Annotated in this window: 14 protein-coding genes and 1 riboswitch; of the genes, 4 read left to right on the forward strand and 10 right to left on the reverse strand. The window is 55.7% G+C overall.

What is annotated here, in order from left to right; genetic code table 11:
• Positions 1-203: 203 nt before the first annotated feature.
• The gene (gene alaS / locus ABLQ08_RS18840; protein WP_352945092.1) at positions 204-2,861 is read left to right on the forward strand and encodes an alanine--tRNA ligase; all 2,658 of its coding nucleotides are present in this window, start codon (positions 204-206) and stop codon (positions 2,859-2,861) included.
• 70 nt (positions 2,862-2,931) lie between these two features.
• Here the strand turns inward: alaS and ABLQ08_RS18845 are convergent, their stop codons facing one another.
• Positions 2,932-3,891, reverse strand: a complete 960-nt coding sequence (locus ABLQ08_RS18845; RefSeq protein WP_352945094.1) for a glycerophosphodiester phosphodiesterase family protein — start codon at positions 3,889-3,891, stop codon at positions 2,932-2,934.
• A gap of 287 nt (positions 3,892-4,178) precedes the next feature.
• Here ABLQ08_RS18845 and ABLQ08_RS18850 point away from each other — a divergent pair, with 287 nt between their 5' ends.
• Positions 4,179-5,402 (forward strand): GGDEF domain-containing protein, encoded by a 1,224-nt coding sequence (locus ABLQ08_RS18850; protein ID WP_352945096.1) that lies wholly within the window; start codon positions 4,179-4,181, stop codon positions 5,400-5,402.
• 80 nt (positions 5,403-5,482) lie between these two features.
• Here ABLQ08_RS18850 and ABLQ08_RS18855 read toward each other — a convergent pair whose 3' ends face one another.
• Positions 5,483-5,608 carry a hypothetical protein gene (locus tag ABLQ08_RS18855; protein ID WP_352945098.1) on the reverse strand — a complete coding sequence of 42 codons (126 nt, stop codon included), beginning with the start codon at positions 5,606-5,608 and terminating at the stop codon, positions 5,483-5,485.
• Between the two features lie 206 nt (positions 5,609-5,814).
• Between ABLQ08_RS18855 and ABLQ08_RS18860 the strand changes: the two genes are divergently transcribed.
• Entirely contained in the window at positions 5,815-7,101 is a 1,287-nt protein-coding gene (locus tag ABLQ08_RS18860; protein WP_352945099.1) for a cyclic nucleotide-gated ion channel, read from the forward strand.
• Between the two features lie 63 nt (positions 7,102-7,164).
• On the opposite strand, the gene ABLQ08_RS18865 is transcribed toward ABLQ08_RS18860, so the two are convergent.
• The 8 genes from ABLQ08_RS18865 to ABLQ08_RS18900 form a co-directional block, all read right to left on the reverse strand.
• On the reverse strand, positions 7,165-7,623 hold the full coding sequence (locus ABLQ08_RS18865) for a cupin domain-containing protein (protein ID WP_352945100.1): 459 nt from the start codon (positions 7,621-7,623) through the stop codon (positions 7,165-7,167).
• 70 nt (positions 7,624-7,693) lie between these two features.
• Entirely contained in the window at positions 7,694-7,990 is a 297-nt protein-coding gene (locus tag ABLQ08_RS18870; RefSeq protein ID WP_352945102.1) for a hypothetical protein, read from the reverse strand.
• 347 nt (positions 7,991-8,337) lie between these two features.
• Positions 8,338-8,976, reverse strand: a complete 639-nt coding sequence (locus tag ABLQ08_RS18875; protein ID WP_352945104.1) for a glutathione S-transferase family protein — start codon at positions 8,974-8,976, stop codon at positions 8,338-8,340.
• Positions 8,973-9,779, reverse strand: coding sequence for an ABC transporter permease (locus ABLQ08_RS18880; protein WP_352945106.1), 807 nt, complete (start codon positions 9,777-9,779; stop codon positions 8,973-8,975). Before ABLQ08_RS18880 ends, ABLQ08_RS18875 begins: the two co-directional genes overlap by 4 nt.
• A complete protein-coding gene (locus ABLQ08_RS18885; protein ID WP_352945108.1) occupies positions 9,776-10,378 on the reverse strand; it encodes an ABC transporter ATP-binding protein in 603 nt (200 codons plus the stop codon). The genes ABLQ08_RS18880 and ABLQ08_RS18885 overlap by 4 nt, the downstream gene beginning before the upstream one ends.
• A gap of 157 nt (positions 10,379-10,535) precedes the next feature.
• Entirely contained in the window at positions 10,536-11,753 is a 1,218-nt protein-coding gene (locus ABLQ08_RS18890; protein WP_352945110.1) for an NADP-dependent isocitrate dehydrogenase, read from the reverse strand.
• A 181-nt stretch (positions 11,754-11,934) separates the two neighbouring features.
• Positions 11,935-12,714: a substrate-binding periplasmic protein gene (locus ABLQ08_RS18895; RefSeq protein ID WP_352945112.1), complete on the reverse strand. Its 780-nt coding sequence runs from the start codon at positions 12,712-12,714 to the stop codon at positions 11,935-11,937.
• Between the two features lie 403 nt (positions 12,715-13,117).
• Positions 13,118-13,348, reverse strand: a complete 231-nt coding sequence (locus ABLQ08_RS18900) for a hypothetical protein (RefSeq protein WP_352945114.1) — start codon at positions 13,346-13,348, stop codon at positions 13,118-13,120.
• Between the two features lie 454 nt (positions 13,349-13,802).
• A riboswitch (cobalamin riboswitch) is annotated at positions 13,803-14,017 on the forward strand.
• A gap of 50 nt (positions 14,018-14,067) precedes the next feature.
• On the opposite strand from ABLQ08_RS18900, the gene ABLQ08_RS18905 reads away from it, so the two are divergent.
• A complete protein-coding gene (locus ABLQ08_RS18905; protein WP_352945116.1) occupies positions 14,068-14,748 on the forward strand; it encodes an energy-coupling factor ABC transporter permease in 681 nt (226 codons plus the stop codon).
• Positions 14,749-15,110 lie beyond the last annotated feature (362 nt).

Raw genomic sequence — 15,110 nt, forward strand, 5'->3', positions numbered from 1 at the left:
TTCTTATTGGTGCCAGAAAGAGGCAACGGCCGATCTTGCCGAATTTCTGCCGGTTTCCTTGATATTGCAGGTGTGCAACCGCTGGACAGGGTTTGAGCTCAAAGTTAAAAGGCTGTTCCGGCACGGATCCATTGAGCGATCCGAAGCCCTTAAAGAATTTCAACAGGCCCTGCTTTCCGGGCCCGGACCGATGCGAGACCCGAATGACCGGCGTAAATGAAATCCGTTCCGCGTTTCTGGACTACTTTGACAAGAACGACCACGAGGTTGTGGAGTCCGGACCGCTGGTGCCGCGCAACGATCCAACGCTGATGTTTGCAAACGCGGGCATGAACCAGTTCAAGAATGTCTTTACCGGCCTGGAAAAGCGCGACTACTCCCGTGCAGTGACATCGCAGAAATGCGTTCGCGCCGGTGGCAAGCACAACGACCTGGACAATGTCGGCTATACCGCCCGGCACCACACGTTCTTTGAAATGCTCGGGAATTTTTCCTTTGGCGACTATTTCAAGGACCGGGCGATCGAACTCGCCTGGAACCTGATCACCAAGGAATTTGGCCTCCCAAAGGACAAACTTCTGGTGACGGTTTACTCCGAAGACGATCAGGCTTTCGACCTTTGGAAGAAAATCGGCGGACTGAGCGAAGACAAGATCATTCGCATTCCGACCTCGGACAATTTCTGGTCAATGGGCGACACAGGCCCTTGCGGTCCGTGTTCTGAAATCTTCTACGATCATGGCGACCACATCTGGGGTGGCCCTCCAGGCTCTGCGGAAGAAGACGGCGACCGTTTCATCGAGATCTGGAATCTCGTCTTCATGCAGTATGAGCAGACTGCGGAGGAGCGCCTCAACCTGCCGCGGCCGTCCATCGACACCGGCATGGGGATCGAGCGTATTGCCGCCGTGATGCAGGGCGTTCACAACAACTACGAAATCGATCTCTTCAAGGCCCTGATTTCGACTTCCGAACATGCGACCGGCGTCGAGGCGCAGGGCGCTGCGCTTGGCAGTCACCGCGTGATTGCCGATCACCTGCGTTCCACCAGTTTCCTGATTGCCGATGGGGTTCTGCCGTCCAACGAGGGCAGGGGCTACGTCCTGCGCCGGATAATGAGGCGCGGCATGAGGCATGCGCATCTTCTTGGCGCCAGCGAGCCGCTGATGCACAAGCTCGTTCCTGCGCTTGTGCGTGAGATGGGCCGTGCCTATCCGGAATTGGTTCGGGCAGAAGACCTGATCACTGAAACCCTGAAGCTGGAAGAAACCCGCTTCCGCAAGACCCTTGAGCGTGGTCTCGGTCTGCTCGACAGCGCAACCGAAGACCTCACTGCCGGCGGACAGCTGGACGGTGAGACCGCCTTCAAGCTTTATGATACTTACGGCTTCCCGCTTGATCTGACGCAGGATGCGCTTCGTGCCCGGGACATCTCTGTCGACACCGATGGCTTCGACGCGGCAATGGAGCGGCAGAAGGCAGAAGCGCGTGCGGCATGGTCCGGTTCCGGTGGTGCTGCGACCGAAGCTGTCTGGTTTGCCTTGAAGGAAAAGCACGGTGCAACCGACTTCCTCGGCTATGAGACCGAGGTTGCCGAAGGTGAAGTTGTCGCCCTAGCGTCGGACGACAAGGAAATCGACAAGCTGTCAGCTGGTGAAAGTGGGTATGTCATCCTCAATCAGACCCCGTTTTACGGCGAAAGCGGCGGTCAGGTCGGTGATACCGGCCTCATGCTGGGTGCCGATCTGAAGATCAAAGTCACCAATACGCAGAAAAAAGCCGACGGTCTTTTCGTTCACAGTGTCACGGTCGAGGAAGGTGAACTGGTTCCGGGGCTGGCCCTTGAACTGCAGGTCGATCATGACCGGCGGAGTTCCGTCCGCTCCAACCACTCGGCGACCCACCTTGTCCACGAGGCCCTGCGTGAGGTGCTCGGAACGCATGTGGCACAGAAAGGGTCCCTGGTGACGCCGGAACGCCTGCGTTTCGACTTTTCCCATCCCAAGCCGATGAGTGACGAGGAGCTGGCAGTCGTTGAGACATACGCCAACGAAATCGTCCTGCAGAACGCCCCGGTCGAAACACGATTGATGGCTGTTGACGATGCGATCGAAGCCGGTGCCATGGCACTCTTCGGCGAGAAATACGGTGATGAAGTCCGCGTGGTTTCCATGGGCACCGCATTGCACGGCCCGAAGGAAGGCAAACCGTATTCGGCGGAACTTTGTGGTGGTACTCACGTTCGGCGCACTGGCGATATCGGCCTTGTGACTTTGGTGTCTGAAGGCGCTGTCGCGGCCGGGGTTCGCCGTATCGAGGCTCTGACCGGTGCCGAGGCTCGGTCTTACCTGGATGCGCAGGACAAGCGCATGCGTGAGATCGCCGGGCTTCTCAAGATCGGTGCCGATGATGTGCCGGCACGCGTCGCGCAGCTCGTTGAAGAACGCCGCAGGCTTGAAAAAGAACTGGCGGATGCCAAGAAAAAACTCGCCATGGGTGGCGGCGGCAATGGCGGGGCGCCCGTCAAGGACGCCGGAGCCTTCAAACTGATGGCACGCACTGTGGAGGGCATCAATCCGAAGGATCTGAAAGGCATGGCGGATGAGGCCAAGGCCCAGCTCGGCTCCGGCGTGATTGTGCTGATCAATGTTGCCGACGATGGCAAGGCCGCGATTGTTACCGCCGTCACGAAGGATCTGACCGAAAAGGTCAACGCAGTCGATCTGGTTCGTATCGGATCGGAAGCGCTCGGCGGGCGTGGCGGCGGCGGCCGCCCTGACATGGCTCAGGCCGGCGGACCGGACGGCTCCAAGGCGGACACCGCCATTGCGGCCATCGAGACCCACTTGACCGGCTTGTAGGTTCGGCGGCGATCCAGGTCGGATTTTCAAAAAGGGCGGGGCAACGAGACCTCGCCCTTTCAATTGAGGCCTACCGGTTGCCAAGAATGGGGCCGATTATTTCTATCTTGTTGGTCCAGACATAACCCGAGAAGTTGTCCGGAACCGATTGAAGCTGATCAAGGCTGTCAATGCCTCCGGATCCGCTGGGCGGACCTGCCAGAACAATTTCGGTGTCGTGGTCGTTCATTCTTTTCAGGAACCTGTTTGGCCATCCCCAAAGCCAGGGCGCATAGTTGGATGGCACCAGGATCTGGCGGCCGCGGCAGGTCTCTGGAACATAGCCGGACCAACCAATCGCGAGATATTCCCTGAGGCAGGTCTTGGTGTCCGCCTTCGTGAAATTGCGCATGCCCGGAACCAGACTTCCCATCTGCCGAGTCGGTGCTTCGCCGCCATAGACGCCCCAGATACGCGGCCTCCAGTCAGGATGTGCAAGAAGCAGCTTTTCCAGCTGATCAGCCTCCCGAACATCCTTGCTTTTGAAATTGATCAGAAACTGCCCATGAGGAAATGCCGCGAGAACTTCCTTCAGAGAGGGAATCCCGTTGTTCGATTTGCCTCGAAACGGAAAGGTCTTGCCGCCATCGGCGGTATATCCGTAACCAATGTCGACTGTCTTCAGGTCGTTCAGGCTGTGATTGCGGGTCACTCCGGTCTCATTGGTTCTGCAATCAAGGGTCCAGTCGTGAAAAACGGCAAATTGCCCGTCTGTCGTGGGATGGATATCAATCTCGACAATATCGGCGCCTGCTGAAAAGGCGGCTGCCATCGACGGAAGGGTGTTTTCCAGAAAGGCATGTTCAGGAGGATAGATGCGTGACGCCGTGCAGGTGTCGCGATCAAGCCCCGTGCGATCATAGGTCTGGTGAACACCGCGATGGGAGATGATCTTCAGATCACCGCCTTGCAGAGACGGGGCGAGCCAGGAGGCATTGACGAGGTAAAGAACCATCGCCATTGCCAGAAAGAACAGAAGCAGTCGTTTCATTGCTGAGCTAGACAGATTTTCCAGTGTGAAAACTTCGAGAGCCTGAGGGCGAACTGTGGCTGTGCCGTGGCCCATAGAAGGAATAGTTGCGATTTGTGCTTCTTGCACCCCTCTGGCCATGCTGAACTCTTCAGTCCAATCTCAGTTGCCGGGCGCAGGAAAATTCCGCTTGGTCAAATTCAGCTGTTGCCAAGGGTCACGTTTGCGTAAAAGGAGTGTTGTCTTGAAACGCGAGTCGGCTCATGGTCCTGCCGGTATTGGAAGGGTGGGTTGAAAGGAGCGGACACGTGGAGCTGATATTGTCAGTGCCTGCCGTGTTGCTGTGCCTTTCCACAGTCTATGTTTTCTTTCTCCTTGTTGTCAGCGCTGCGCTCCGGTCGAATTTTCAGTCGACCTATCTCAGATTTTGGGCGTTCACATTCTGGGCTCCGGCTGTCGGTGGCGTTTTGATTGTGCTGCGGCCTTACGGTCCCGACTGGATGAGCGAATATGCCGGCTGCATGCTGTTCCTGGTCGGGCTTTCGAGTGCATGGCTGGGTGTCCGCTCATTCTTCGGCCGCCGCCCCCCTTGGTTTTTCACCTTCGCGGTTGTTCTGGGTCTGCTTCCGGTCGGAGTTGCTTACGACCAGTCCGTAGAAACCATGGCTCTCAACCGACAGCTCTACATTTTTTCGGCCGCCGCCCTTTTTTACGCATTGGCTGCCGTTGAGATGTATCGGGGCAAGGCGGGAGAAGCGTTGCCCGGGCGCAGGGCCGGTGTACTCGTCTTCACCAGTTTTGCGATTTTGCATCTTGCCGTTCTGCCATTTCCCGTCTGGATGCCGATTGATTTTACGGACATGCTGCCGGTCTCCAGCTGGCTGTATGTTCTGATCGTTCTGTCTCTGCTTCATACTGTTGCAGCGGTTTTCGTTTGCCTGTTGCTGGCAAAGGAACGGGCGGAAGCCAAAGTTCAGGTAATGGCCGATACCGACGTTCTTACCGGACTGAACAATCGCAGGGCCTTTATCAGGCGTGTCGACGAGCAGCTCAAGGATCCCGAATGCGGGAAGGGCACACTGCTGCTTCTCGATCTGGACCACTTCAAACGGATCAATGATCGCCATGGTCACCAGGGTGGCGACAAGGTTCTGGTCGCTTTTGCCGATTTTCTGAAATCGTTTGCGGGCAGGAACGCCGTTCTGGGACGGATCGGTGGCGAGGAATTCGCTGTCTTTATCCGCGGGCGTGTTGGAGAGGAACTGGATCTACTGGCTCAAAAGGTCTGCCTGGGTGCTTCCATTCTCAGGATAGACCCCGGTGCGGCGGACATTGCCTTTACAACGAGTGCAGGACTTACGGACACGAAAGTGTCGGGCAAAGCGTTCGAACGACTGTACGATCACGCCGACAAGGCGCTCTACCGGGCCAAGCGAAGTGGGCGGAATCAGGCGTGCCGCTACAAGAAACCGACAAGGCATCGGGTAAGACCGACGGATCAGGAAAGTTCCGACGTTCGCCTGTCCGCCTGATGGCTGGCCGGTGTATGCGGGTAAAAATGAAAAAGCGTGCCCGGGAGGCACGCTTTTTTCACTAGGGGTCGCGGAAATTCTTAGTGAACCATTGCAGTGATTGCCAGCGCTGCTGCTGCGAGAAAGGTCGAGGTAATCAACATTTTCAGAACGATATGATGGGGTGTCGTTTCTGCAGCGCGAACCTTGTTTGTTTCAAAAGTCATTTTTCCCTCCTCAAAGAGCGGTGGTTACCCTTCTAGAGATGGGGGCTGCGACAATTTTGCCCAATCACGATCCGGCAACATGACCTCACGGCTTCGCGCGCAGGGCGTGAAACGTAGCGGCAGTTGGATTTGAATTTAACTATTGTAAGGTTATTCAAGAAGATACGGCCCGGCCAAGGGTCTTGTTTCGAAAAACGGAGTGCAGCGTGCACGGCCAGGACTTCAAGCGGGCGCTTTATGAAGTGCTCGAAGACACGGGAAAACGCAGAGTGGCCGCGCGCACCTTGCGCCATACTCTGGTGTTTCTCATTCTTGCCAATATCGTCCTGGCGGTCCTGGAAACGGTGCCCGCGATCCGGGCAACTTTCGGTCATCATCTGCGCTTTCTGCAGCTCGGCAGCGGCTTCATCTTCCTGTTTGAATATATCCTGCGTCTCTATGTGGCCGACATGCATCCGCCTTTGCGCCGCTATGGCCCTGTCTGGTCGCGTCTGCGCTACGCCATTCAACCGGATGCCATCGTCGATCTCATTGGTGCGTTGCCGCTGCTCTTCGTGCTGTTCCTGCCCAATCAGGCGGTGACGGTCGTCGTCATCCTGCGATTGCTGCGGTTCCTGAAACTCGCAAGGTATTCGCCGGCCTTGCGATCGCTCATTTCGGCAGTTGTGGCTGAGCGCAAGGCGCTGATCGGCTCCAGCATGATCATCCTTGGTGTGATCCTGCTGGCGGCGACGCTGATGTATCTGATCGAACATAGCGTGCAGCCCGAGAAATTTCGCAGCATCCTGCATGGCATTTACTGGGCGATCACGACAGTTACGACGGTCGGTTACGGGGATGTCGTGCCGGTCAGCAATCTGGGCAAGGTGGTCGGTAGCGTCGTCATGTTGATGGGGTACGGATTGATTGCGCTTCCTGTCGGTATCATCGCCTCTGCATTTGCCAGGGAGATTCACAGCAGGGATTTCGTCGTGACCTGGTCGATGGTGGCCCGTGTTCCGTTGTTTGAAGACCTCAAGGCAACCGAAATTGCGGAAGTGGCAAAGCTCCTGCAGGCGCAAAGTGTGAAAAAGGGCGGAACCATTGCCGAAAAGGGCGATGTTGCCGATCGCATGTATTTCATCTCCGACGGGGAAGTGGAGATCAAGCTTCAGCACGACACGATCTATCTTGGCGAAGGCAACTTTTTCGGAGAGCTTGCGCTCATCAACCAGACGCGCCGAACCGCAAATGTGGTTGCCTACCGGGATTGCCAGCTTCTGGTTCTGGAGGCCGATGCGCTTCAGCAGCTGATGGACCGTGACGAGGCACTGGCCAAGAAAATCATGGCTGAGGCACGCGAAAGGGTTGCTGCGGGCAAGAAAGTGCTGGGGGAGCTGGCCGAAGAAGAATTGCAACAGGCCGGGGTTTATGCCTCTGCGGAGGATGCCAGGGAAGAGCCGGAACTGTTGTTCCAGGAAGATTCGTCTCCGGAAAAAGGCCCGGCAAAGTAATCAACGAAGCCGACGCAGCGCTGGAGGGGTGGATTTTGCCGGACTCACTTCATCAGTTTTTTCTCAATCGACCTTGCAGGCTGCACCCACTCTGGGTGGATCTTTGATTTGAATGACCATCAGGACGCAAGGTTCGTTTCCAACGACACCTGATAGGTGCCCCTCACGACCATTCGCATCAGATTTTGCCAGCTGGTCTTCTCCAAAGGAAAGTTGACCGGGGCCCATTTCGACGCGGGTGCCATCCATGCTCTCAACAAACCAGGTTCCCGACAGCGGAACGATCCATTGGGGCTGCGGATTGCGGTGCCAATTGAGTGTTCCCGGTTGAAGCACAAGGATCGTGATGTCTTCCGGATCTGCTGCAAGCCGTTTTGTCCAGAGGTCCTTGGCCGGAGGAGCAAAGGTTTTGAGCTCAAGGTGCTGGAACCGGCAATGGGTTTGGTGAGTGATGCCGTCGGCGTCGCTCCAAAGATGCCAGTATCCGGCATCGGGGGAGTGGGTCTCTGTAGTGTGACTCATCGAGATCCTCCAGTACGGGCAGGGCCCTGCTGATACTGAACTTCCGCAAGGCCTTTGAAAGGGGCGCAGTTCAGTAGGGCGTCAGTCCCGGTGGCAGCTGTGCATAGAGCGGATCTCCCACCCAGAAGACATCCGTTGGGCCGACGACGAAATCGACCAGATTCCAGCGGTTGTAGCGGTATACAAGCAGGGCATATGTCGTCAGGCCATCCATGTATTCCGCCTGACTGGCATAAGAGGTGAAACGCAAGTCTATTGCACCGCCTCCGGGGCGTTGCGGGTCAACCTGAATGAACGCCCAGCCATTGCCAGAACGCATCCAGCCGACGACGAACTCAACGGGCGGGCCAACGCGGACTTCGACCATTGGACGAATAGTATCCAGTATGGCTTTGCGTTCCGCTGATCCTCGGGCCGGTTCATAAACAGATTGGGCGCCGGCGACTGAAACGAGGCAAACAAATAATGCTGCGCTCAAGGAAAACATAATAAGCCTCTGAATTCTTGCTATAATTTTTACAGCTTCAGAAAATGATTCAAGCACGGCAACCTCCATCACGGGTTGTCTTCAAACAATGATTGGAACGCTAACACGAAAATCGCAGGATTACCCGGCCTGTGGTACTTGCTGCTGCTGTAAGAGAGACGAGGACGCCAACGCTGTCGTCTTTCAACGGTTGCAAGCAACGCAACACTCGGGTTAGCGCTTGTCAGCTAGTTTTTTTGGTTGGGCTCTGTTGTCTGGAAGCTTTTCCGCACTTTGAAGGCCTGCAACCAATTCAGCAGTTTCGGTGAGCTTTCCATCAGCTCTGCCCCTTCAGGCGTTTTCTGAAACAGATTGAGCATTGGTGCTGCATGGCAGTCAGCAAGCGTCAGTTGCTCGCCCAAGAGAAACGCGCCTTGCTCAGTCAGGTCCTCCAATACGCAGATGATTGTCCGCGCCGGACCCAGGGCTGAAGCGATCTTGACTTCATCCGCCTCGGCCCCCTCGCGTGTTTTGGCAACGCGTTCAACAAAAATGTCCCAGACAAGTGTCCGATAGGCGTAGGTGTCGAGGATCGACAGGATCTGCGTCATCCGCGCGCGGGACTTCGGATCTTTCGGCTGCAGGAGCGGACCGTCAAAGGCCTCATCCACATAGCGCAGGATTGCAGCTGTCTCATAAAGTGAAAACCCATCGTGCTTCAGCGCCGGTATCTTGCCGAAAGGCTGTCGTTTGAAGTGCTCTTCCGGTGGACCTCCGGTGGCAAACACATCGACAGGTATAAGAATGTATGGAACGCCCTTTTCCTCCATCGCCAATCTGGCGGAGCGCACGTAAACCGAATAGTCGGCACCAAACAGTTCGATCATGAACGTCCTCTGCTTAACCGATCCAGGCGTAACCTGTGTCTTGTGTCTGTTAGCCGCCAGAGACTGCAAAATGTTGCCCCGAGTACGCCCAGACCGGTTGAGCCGCCCAGCAGAAACATGACCAGCAGCTGATACTTCACCGCCTCCTGAGGGTCGACGCCGGACAGGATCTGACCTGTCATCATTCCCGGCAGGGAAACGACACCGGTCGCCGCCATGGAGTTGATTATCGGGGTGAAGCCCGAGCGCAGGGACTGACGCGCGGCAGGCCGCGTTGCCTCCCATCGGGTACGCCCGAGCAGAAGTTGAGCCTCAACGTCCCGCCGGCCTTTGGCAAGGGCAGTGTGCAGAGTGTCGAGGCCGAGACTGACGCCGGTCATGGTATTGCCGAGAACCATGCCGAAAAGCGGCAAGGCGTATTGCGGCGACCAGACCGGGTCCGGACGGATTGGCCCTGCCAGACCATAAATGGTGATCAGGCCGCCAGCGACCAACATTGCACCCGTGCCAAGACCGGGACCCCACAGACCTTTCAATGGTCTGTCCTGCCGCGCCCAGATTTCACGACCTGCAAAAGTAAGCATTACGGCTGCTGCGAGCAGCGTCCACAAAAGGGACCCTGCAAAGAAAATCGCCTTCAGGATCATGCCGACAAGGAGCAGCTGCACGGACATGCGCAGTGCCGAAACAATCAAAGTTCGGGTCAGTCCCAGATTGAGGGCGATGGAGAAAAGTGCATTCAGGAGCAGAAAGACGGACGCAGCAACCAGGTCCCAATAGGTGAGCACCTGATATCCGGTCACAGTGAAGCCGCCTTGTCTTCAGAAAGCCTTCCTGCGGCCATCCGGTATCGCCGGGCGCCGAGGCGTTCGGGTTGCGCAGGATCATGGGTCACAAGCAACATGGCGCACCTTTCCGTTAGCCGGGATTTTAGAAGTGCCTCCACCAGGCTGATTGATGTGGGGTCGAGTGCCGAGGTCGGTTCGTCCAGCAACAAGACATCCGGGTCGAGCTGCAAAGCGCGGACGAGGGCGAGGCGCTGGCGTTCGCCCGTTGACAGTCTGGAAACCTCCCAGGAAAGCGCATCTTGCAGGCCAACAGCTTTCAACAGCGATTGCAGGTCGGGTGTATCGGCAAAGTGATCCTTGACCCGCTCCGACCACCAGCCGCTTTCCGCCGGAACGTAAGACACCTTTCGGCGCCATTCCGGAGCCTGAAAAGCCTCCCTGTTCTTGCCGTGCAGCGAAACGTTGCCTTCGCTTTCGTCAAGATCGGTAATCGCGCGCAGAAACAGAGATTTTCCGGCACCTGAAGGACCAGAGATCGTCTTGCAGGACCCTCGTTCAAGGGTGAAATCGATCGGGCCGATCAGCGGTGTCTTCAGCTGTTCGATCGTCAACACCGGCAATCTCCTTGTCCCAGACGATTCGAACAGTAGAGCAGTTGTTCAAACCCGGGCAAGCGGCTGGAAAATTCTTCAAGCCGGGCGGTCAATCCAGAAGAAAACGCCCCGAGGCAGGGCTTCGGAGCGCGTTGTCAACTTCGCCTTGATCTCGTGATCAGAGATCCGCCATTGCCTTTTGCAGGTTTTCATCGATCTTGTCGAGGAAGCCGGTTGTTGTCATCCAGCCCTGATCCGGTCCGACGAGCAAGGCCAGATCCTTGGTCATGTAGCCGGATTCAACGGTTTTGATGCAGACGCTTTCCAGCGTTTTGGCGAAACGGGCGAGCTTGTCATTGCCATCAAGCTTTGCCCGGTGCGCAAGGCCACGGGTCCAGGCAAAAATGGAGGCGATGGAATTGGTGGACGTGCTTTCGCCTTTCTCGTGCTGGCGGTAGTGGCGCGTGACCGTTCCGTGCGCGGCTTCCGCTTCAACGGTCTTGCCGTCCGGGGTCATCAGAACGGAGGTCATAAGGCCAAGGGATCCAAATCCTTGCGCCACGGTGTCGGACTGGACGTCGCCATCGTAGTTCTTGCAGGCCCAGACATAGCCGCCGGACCATTTCAGGGCAGAAGCAACCATATCATCGATCAGGCGGTGCTCGTACCAGATACCCGCGTCCGCGAATTTCTCCTTGAACTCGGCCTCATAGATTTCCTGGAACAGATCCTTGAAGCGGCCGTCATAGGCTTTCAGGATCGTGTTCTTGGTCGACAGGTAGCAGGGCACCTTGCGCTGCAGGGCGTAGTTCAAGGAAGCGCGGGCAAAGTCGCGAATGGAGTCATCAAGATTGTACATTGCCATTGCAACGCCGGCAGAAGGCGCATCGTAGACATCGCGTTCGATGACGGTGCCATCGTCACCCACGAACTTGATGGTCAGCTTGCCTTTGCCGGGGAAGGTGAAGTCGGTGGCGCGGTACTGATCACCGAACGCATGGCGACCCACAATGATCGGCTGTGTCCAGCCCGGTACCAGGCGAGGCACGTTCTGCATGATGATCGGTTCGCGGAAGATGACGCCACCAAGGATGTTGCGGATGGTGCCGTTGGGTGAGCGATACATGCGCTTCAGGCCGAATTCCTCGACGCGGGCTTCATCCGGTGTGATGGTCGCGCACTTGATGCCAACCCCATGTTCCTTGATTGCATTGGCAGCGTCGACAGTGATCTGGTCGTCGGTTTCGTCACGCTTCTGGATCGAGAGATCGTAGTACAGGAGGTCGATATCGAGATAGGGGTGGATCAGCTTGTCCTTGATGAACTGCCAGATGATGCGAGTCATTTCATCGCCATCGAGTTCAACTACAGGATTGTCGACTTTGATCTTTGCCATGGTGCGATCTGCCTTGCGAATTTATGGAGCTGGGAGCAGCGAGAGAATTTCACTGGTTTCAGTTGTACCGGAAATCAATTGTGTGCGCTTGTATACAATTCGTCGCAGTGAGGCAAGAACTGCTTTTGAGGAGTATGTGATGGGGGCAGGACCGCGTTGCGGCGGCGGCCGGAAAGAGACATTACCTGTCAGCCAGCGCGGCGAGAAACCGAGATTTCCTGATTTCCAGGTTTGGCAAGGCCTTGCTTAGCTTCTCCCAGGCAAGACGTTTTTTGCTCTTCTTGGAAAGGGCCAGATAGATGTTCGAAACACCCATCGGGGTTGCGAAAGGGTGAACGTCTTCGATACCCATCTTGTCGATCGTCCAGAGTGTCATGAGACGTGGGGCCACGAAGGCATCAATGCGGCCATGATGGACCGCAGTTATGAGTTGGTCGACATTGTCTCGTGGTTCAACCAATGCCTTGCCGCTTTCTTCCAGCGCGCGGAACTTCGGATGCATGCGCCCCTTTGCGATCTTGCCGATACGCAGACCGTGCAGTTCATCGGCGTTGCCGGTGAAAGAAAACTCGGGGTTCCCATTTGAGAAAATCATCATCTCGAACCGTGTGATAGGCGCGAGGGGATATTCCAGCCAGGATTCTCGTTCTGGTGTGCGGACGACCGGGAATATCAGGTCCGCACCGCCATTCCGGGTTTCAAGTTGGGCGCGAGGCCAATTCGTGACTGCAAATTTGACAGATACGCCGGATTTTCTGGAAGCCTCCTGAACCAGCTCGACCAGCAGTCCGGTCGGGTTTCCCGTTTGATCGGTGTAAAAATAGGGCGGGGCTTCAAATCCGGTGATGATGATTTGGTCAGGGGTGGCAAACGCCGCCTGACTTTGAACGAGCAGAAGCGAAAGGCAAAACAAGGCAGCCTGCACGCTGCGAAGGGCAAAGTTGAAACCTGTTGCAGTCAATTTATCGCTCGAGATTCGGAAACAAAATTTGTGACAAGCAAGAGTGAAGCCTCTGTTGCTTCAGGAAAATGTCGATTTCGTATCTTCAAGGTATCAGAAAACGACGACGTGAAACTTGCGTCTGGTCAAGCTTGTCTTCTCCGCACATTGATGCAGAGCGAATGGGTGCAACCCATTCGAAGATAGGGCAAACGAGTGATGTTAAGGACTGTTCCGCTTTTTTGTTACAGCCGGATGAGAGACGGACACTGCTTGAATTTCACCAAATCGGGCGATCCGACCCAATTCCTTCACAGAGAACCTTTGACGGCAGATTCAACGGAGGCCGCGGAATGAACGGCTCTCATACCGGATCAATGGCGCCCAGGAACAGCACTTGCGCATCTGGGCGCCCGTTCAAAGTTTACTTGGCGACCGACTGGCTGATTTCGGTAATGACCCCGAAAGCAACAGCAGCCAGTATCTTCAGGATGCCGCTATCGATTGCTTCGGCGCTTGTTGACGTTCCAAGAAACAAGCCTGGGCGCGGTTCAGAGACAAGGCCCACGGAAACACCGAAACCAATTGCGAATTGAATGCAACCGAGAACAAATACTATTCCAGCGATTAACGTTCCCAATTTCGTATAAGGCATTGCGAAGTCTCTCGAACTGTTTCAAAGTTATTTAAGATTACTATATAAGGCAAGTTGTGCAAGTGTATATCTTAAATAGCCTAAATGATGAAAATTTTAATAAAACTCGTGAATACTACAATCTCCGTTGAGTTATTGATATTGCGTTAGAATTACCTTTGGAGTCCGTTAAGATTTTCCGATTTCAATCGCCTTGAGCAAGGTTTTTTGTTCGTCATTCGGCTTCGTTTTGCTCTTGAAAGTGCTCGCTATGCGTGTCGAATGTTCAGAAAGAAATGGTCTGTTTTCTTTCGACGGAACGGTTTGTGATGAATGACACCGGTCCCCTGCAATCAGCGTGTTTTGCAAAATGCCGCCACGATCAAGTGTGCTGGTGCGTAGAAAAAGAACCCCGGTGTCGCATTCAGACGGTTTAAGGCGAAATTGTGCTTGCAGTGCTTATGCAAAAACGGCAATTTCATTCGATGCGATGGTTTCGCCAAATCAACTGAAGAGGCGGATGAAATGGGAACACGGTGAGGCGTACCCAACAGGGACCAAAACCGTGGCTGCCCCCGCAACTGTGAACGGTGAGCAAAGCCCGAAAGCCACTGATCTTGCGAGAGATCGGGAAGGCGGGCGGAGCCGGGACCCGTAAGCCAGGAAACCTGCCATCCGAAACGGCCTTATCAGCCAGTTTGTAACCTGCACGCGCACGGAGGGTGCGCAAAGGAGAAAAAATGCATATTGAACCCGGCATCGTGGACGGTGCAAAAATCGTACTCAGCTACGGCACAGCCGCGGCTTCCTTCGGTCTTCTCGGAAAAATGGCACTTGATACGGTACGCAAGAGCGGCATTGCCAGCCTTGCTGTGCGTTCCGTCATCACCTCGCTTCTGGTGTTTGCCTTCTTTGAAGTGCTGCCGCATTACCCGGTTGGCGTTTCCGAAGTACACTTCATTCTTGGCGCGACCCTGTTCCTGATGTTCGGAGCTGGTCCTGCTGCCATTGGCCTTGCTGTTGGCCTGGGTCTTCAGGGCTTTCTGTTTGCGCCGTTCGATCTGCCGCAATACGGCATCAACGTCACCACGTTGATCGTTCCGCTCTGGGCCGTCAGCTTGCTGGCCAAGAAGATCATCCCTGAAAAAACCGCTTATGTGGACGTGTCCTACAAACAGGCGCTGGCTCTGTCCACGACCTATCAGGGGGGCATCGTTGCCTGGGTGGCCTTTTGGGCCTTCTACGGCCAGGGCTTTGGCGCTGAGAACATGGCTTCCATCGGTTCCTTCGGGGCTGCCTACATGCTGGTCGTCGTGGCTGAGCCGCTTTTGGACCTTGCCGTTCTGGCTGCAGCCAAGACGATGGCTCCGTTCACCAAGACAATCGCCTTCGAAAGCCGCCTGCATGAGGCTGCTGCCTGAGTTTTTCGGGAAACGAAGTAAGGAAAGGGCGGCCATTTGGCCGCCCTTTTTGCTGGAGCAATGCATTGCGAAAGCAAATGATTTTCCGGGCGCAAACAGGCCGATCCGGAGATGGTATCCATTTCCGCCACCGGTTGGGTCGGCCCGGTTGCAACGAAGTCCATTGAACAAACCCTCCAGGCAATGGCAGCAGTTGGTCAAAGCTTGCTGGCTCGGGAAGCTTATCGGTTGCACGCTGCCAGCGTCACCCGGGAAGTTTGTTGGATTGGTGTTCGAGGTGATCTGACGTAAGTTAAGGTTTGTCGGGGGCTGGGATCGAAAATTGTTCCGGCAATTTTCACTGCAGGTCCAGAGGCCCCTTC

It is taken from the genome of Roseibium sp. SCP14 (genome assembly GCF_040329475.1).
GTDB lineage: Bacteria > Pseudomonadota > Alphaproteobacteria > Rhizobiales > Stappiaceae > Roseibium.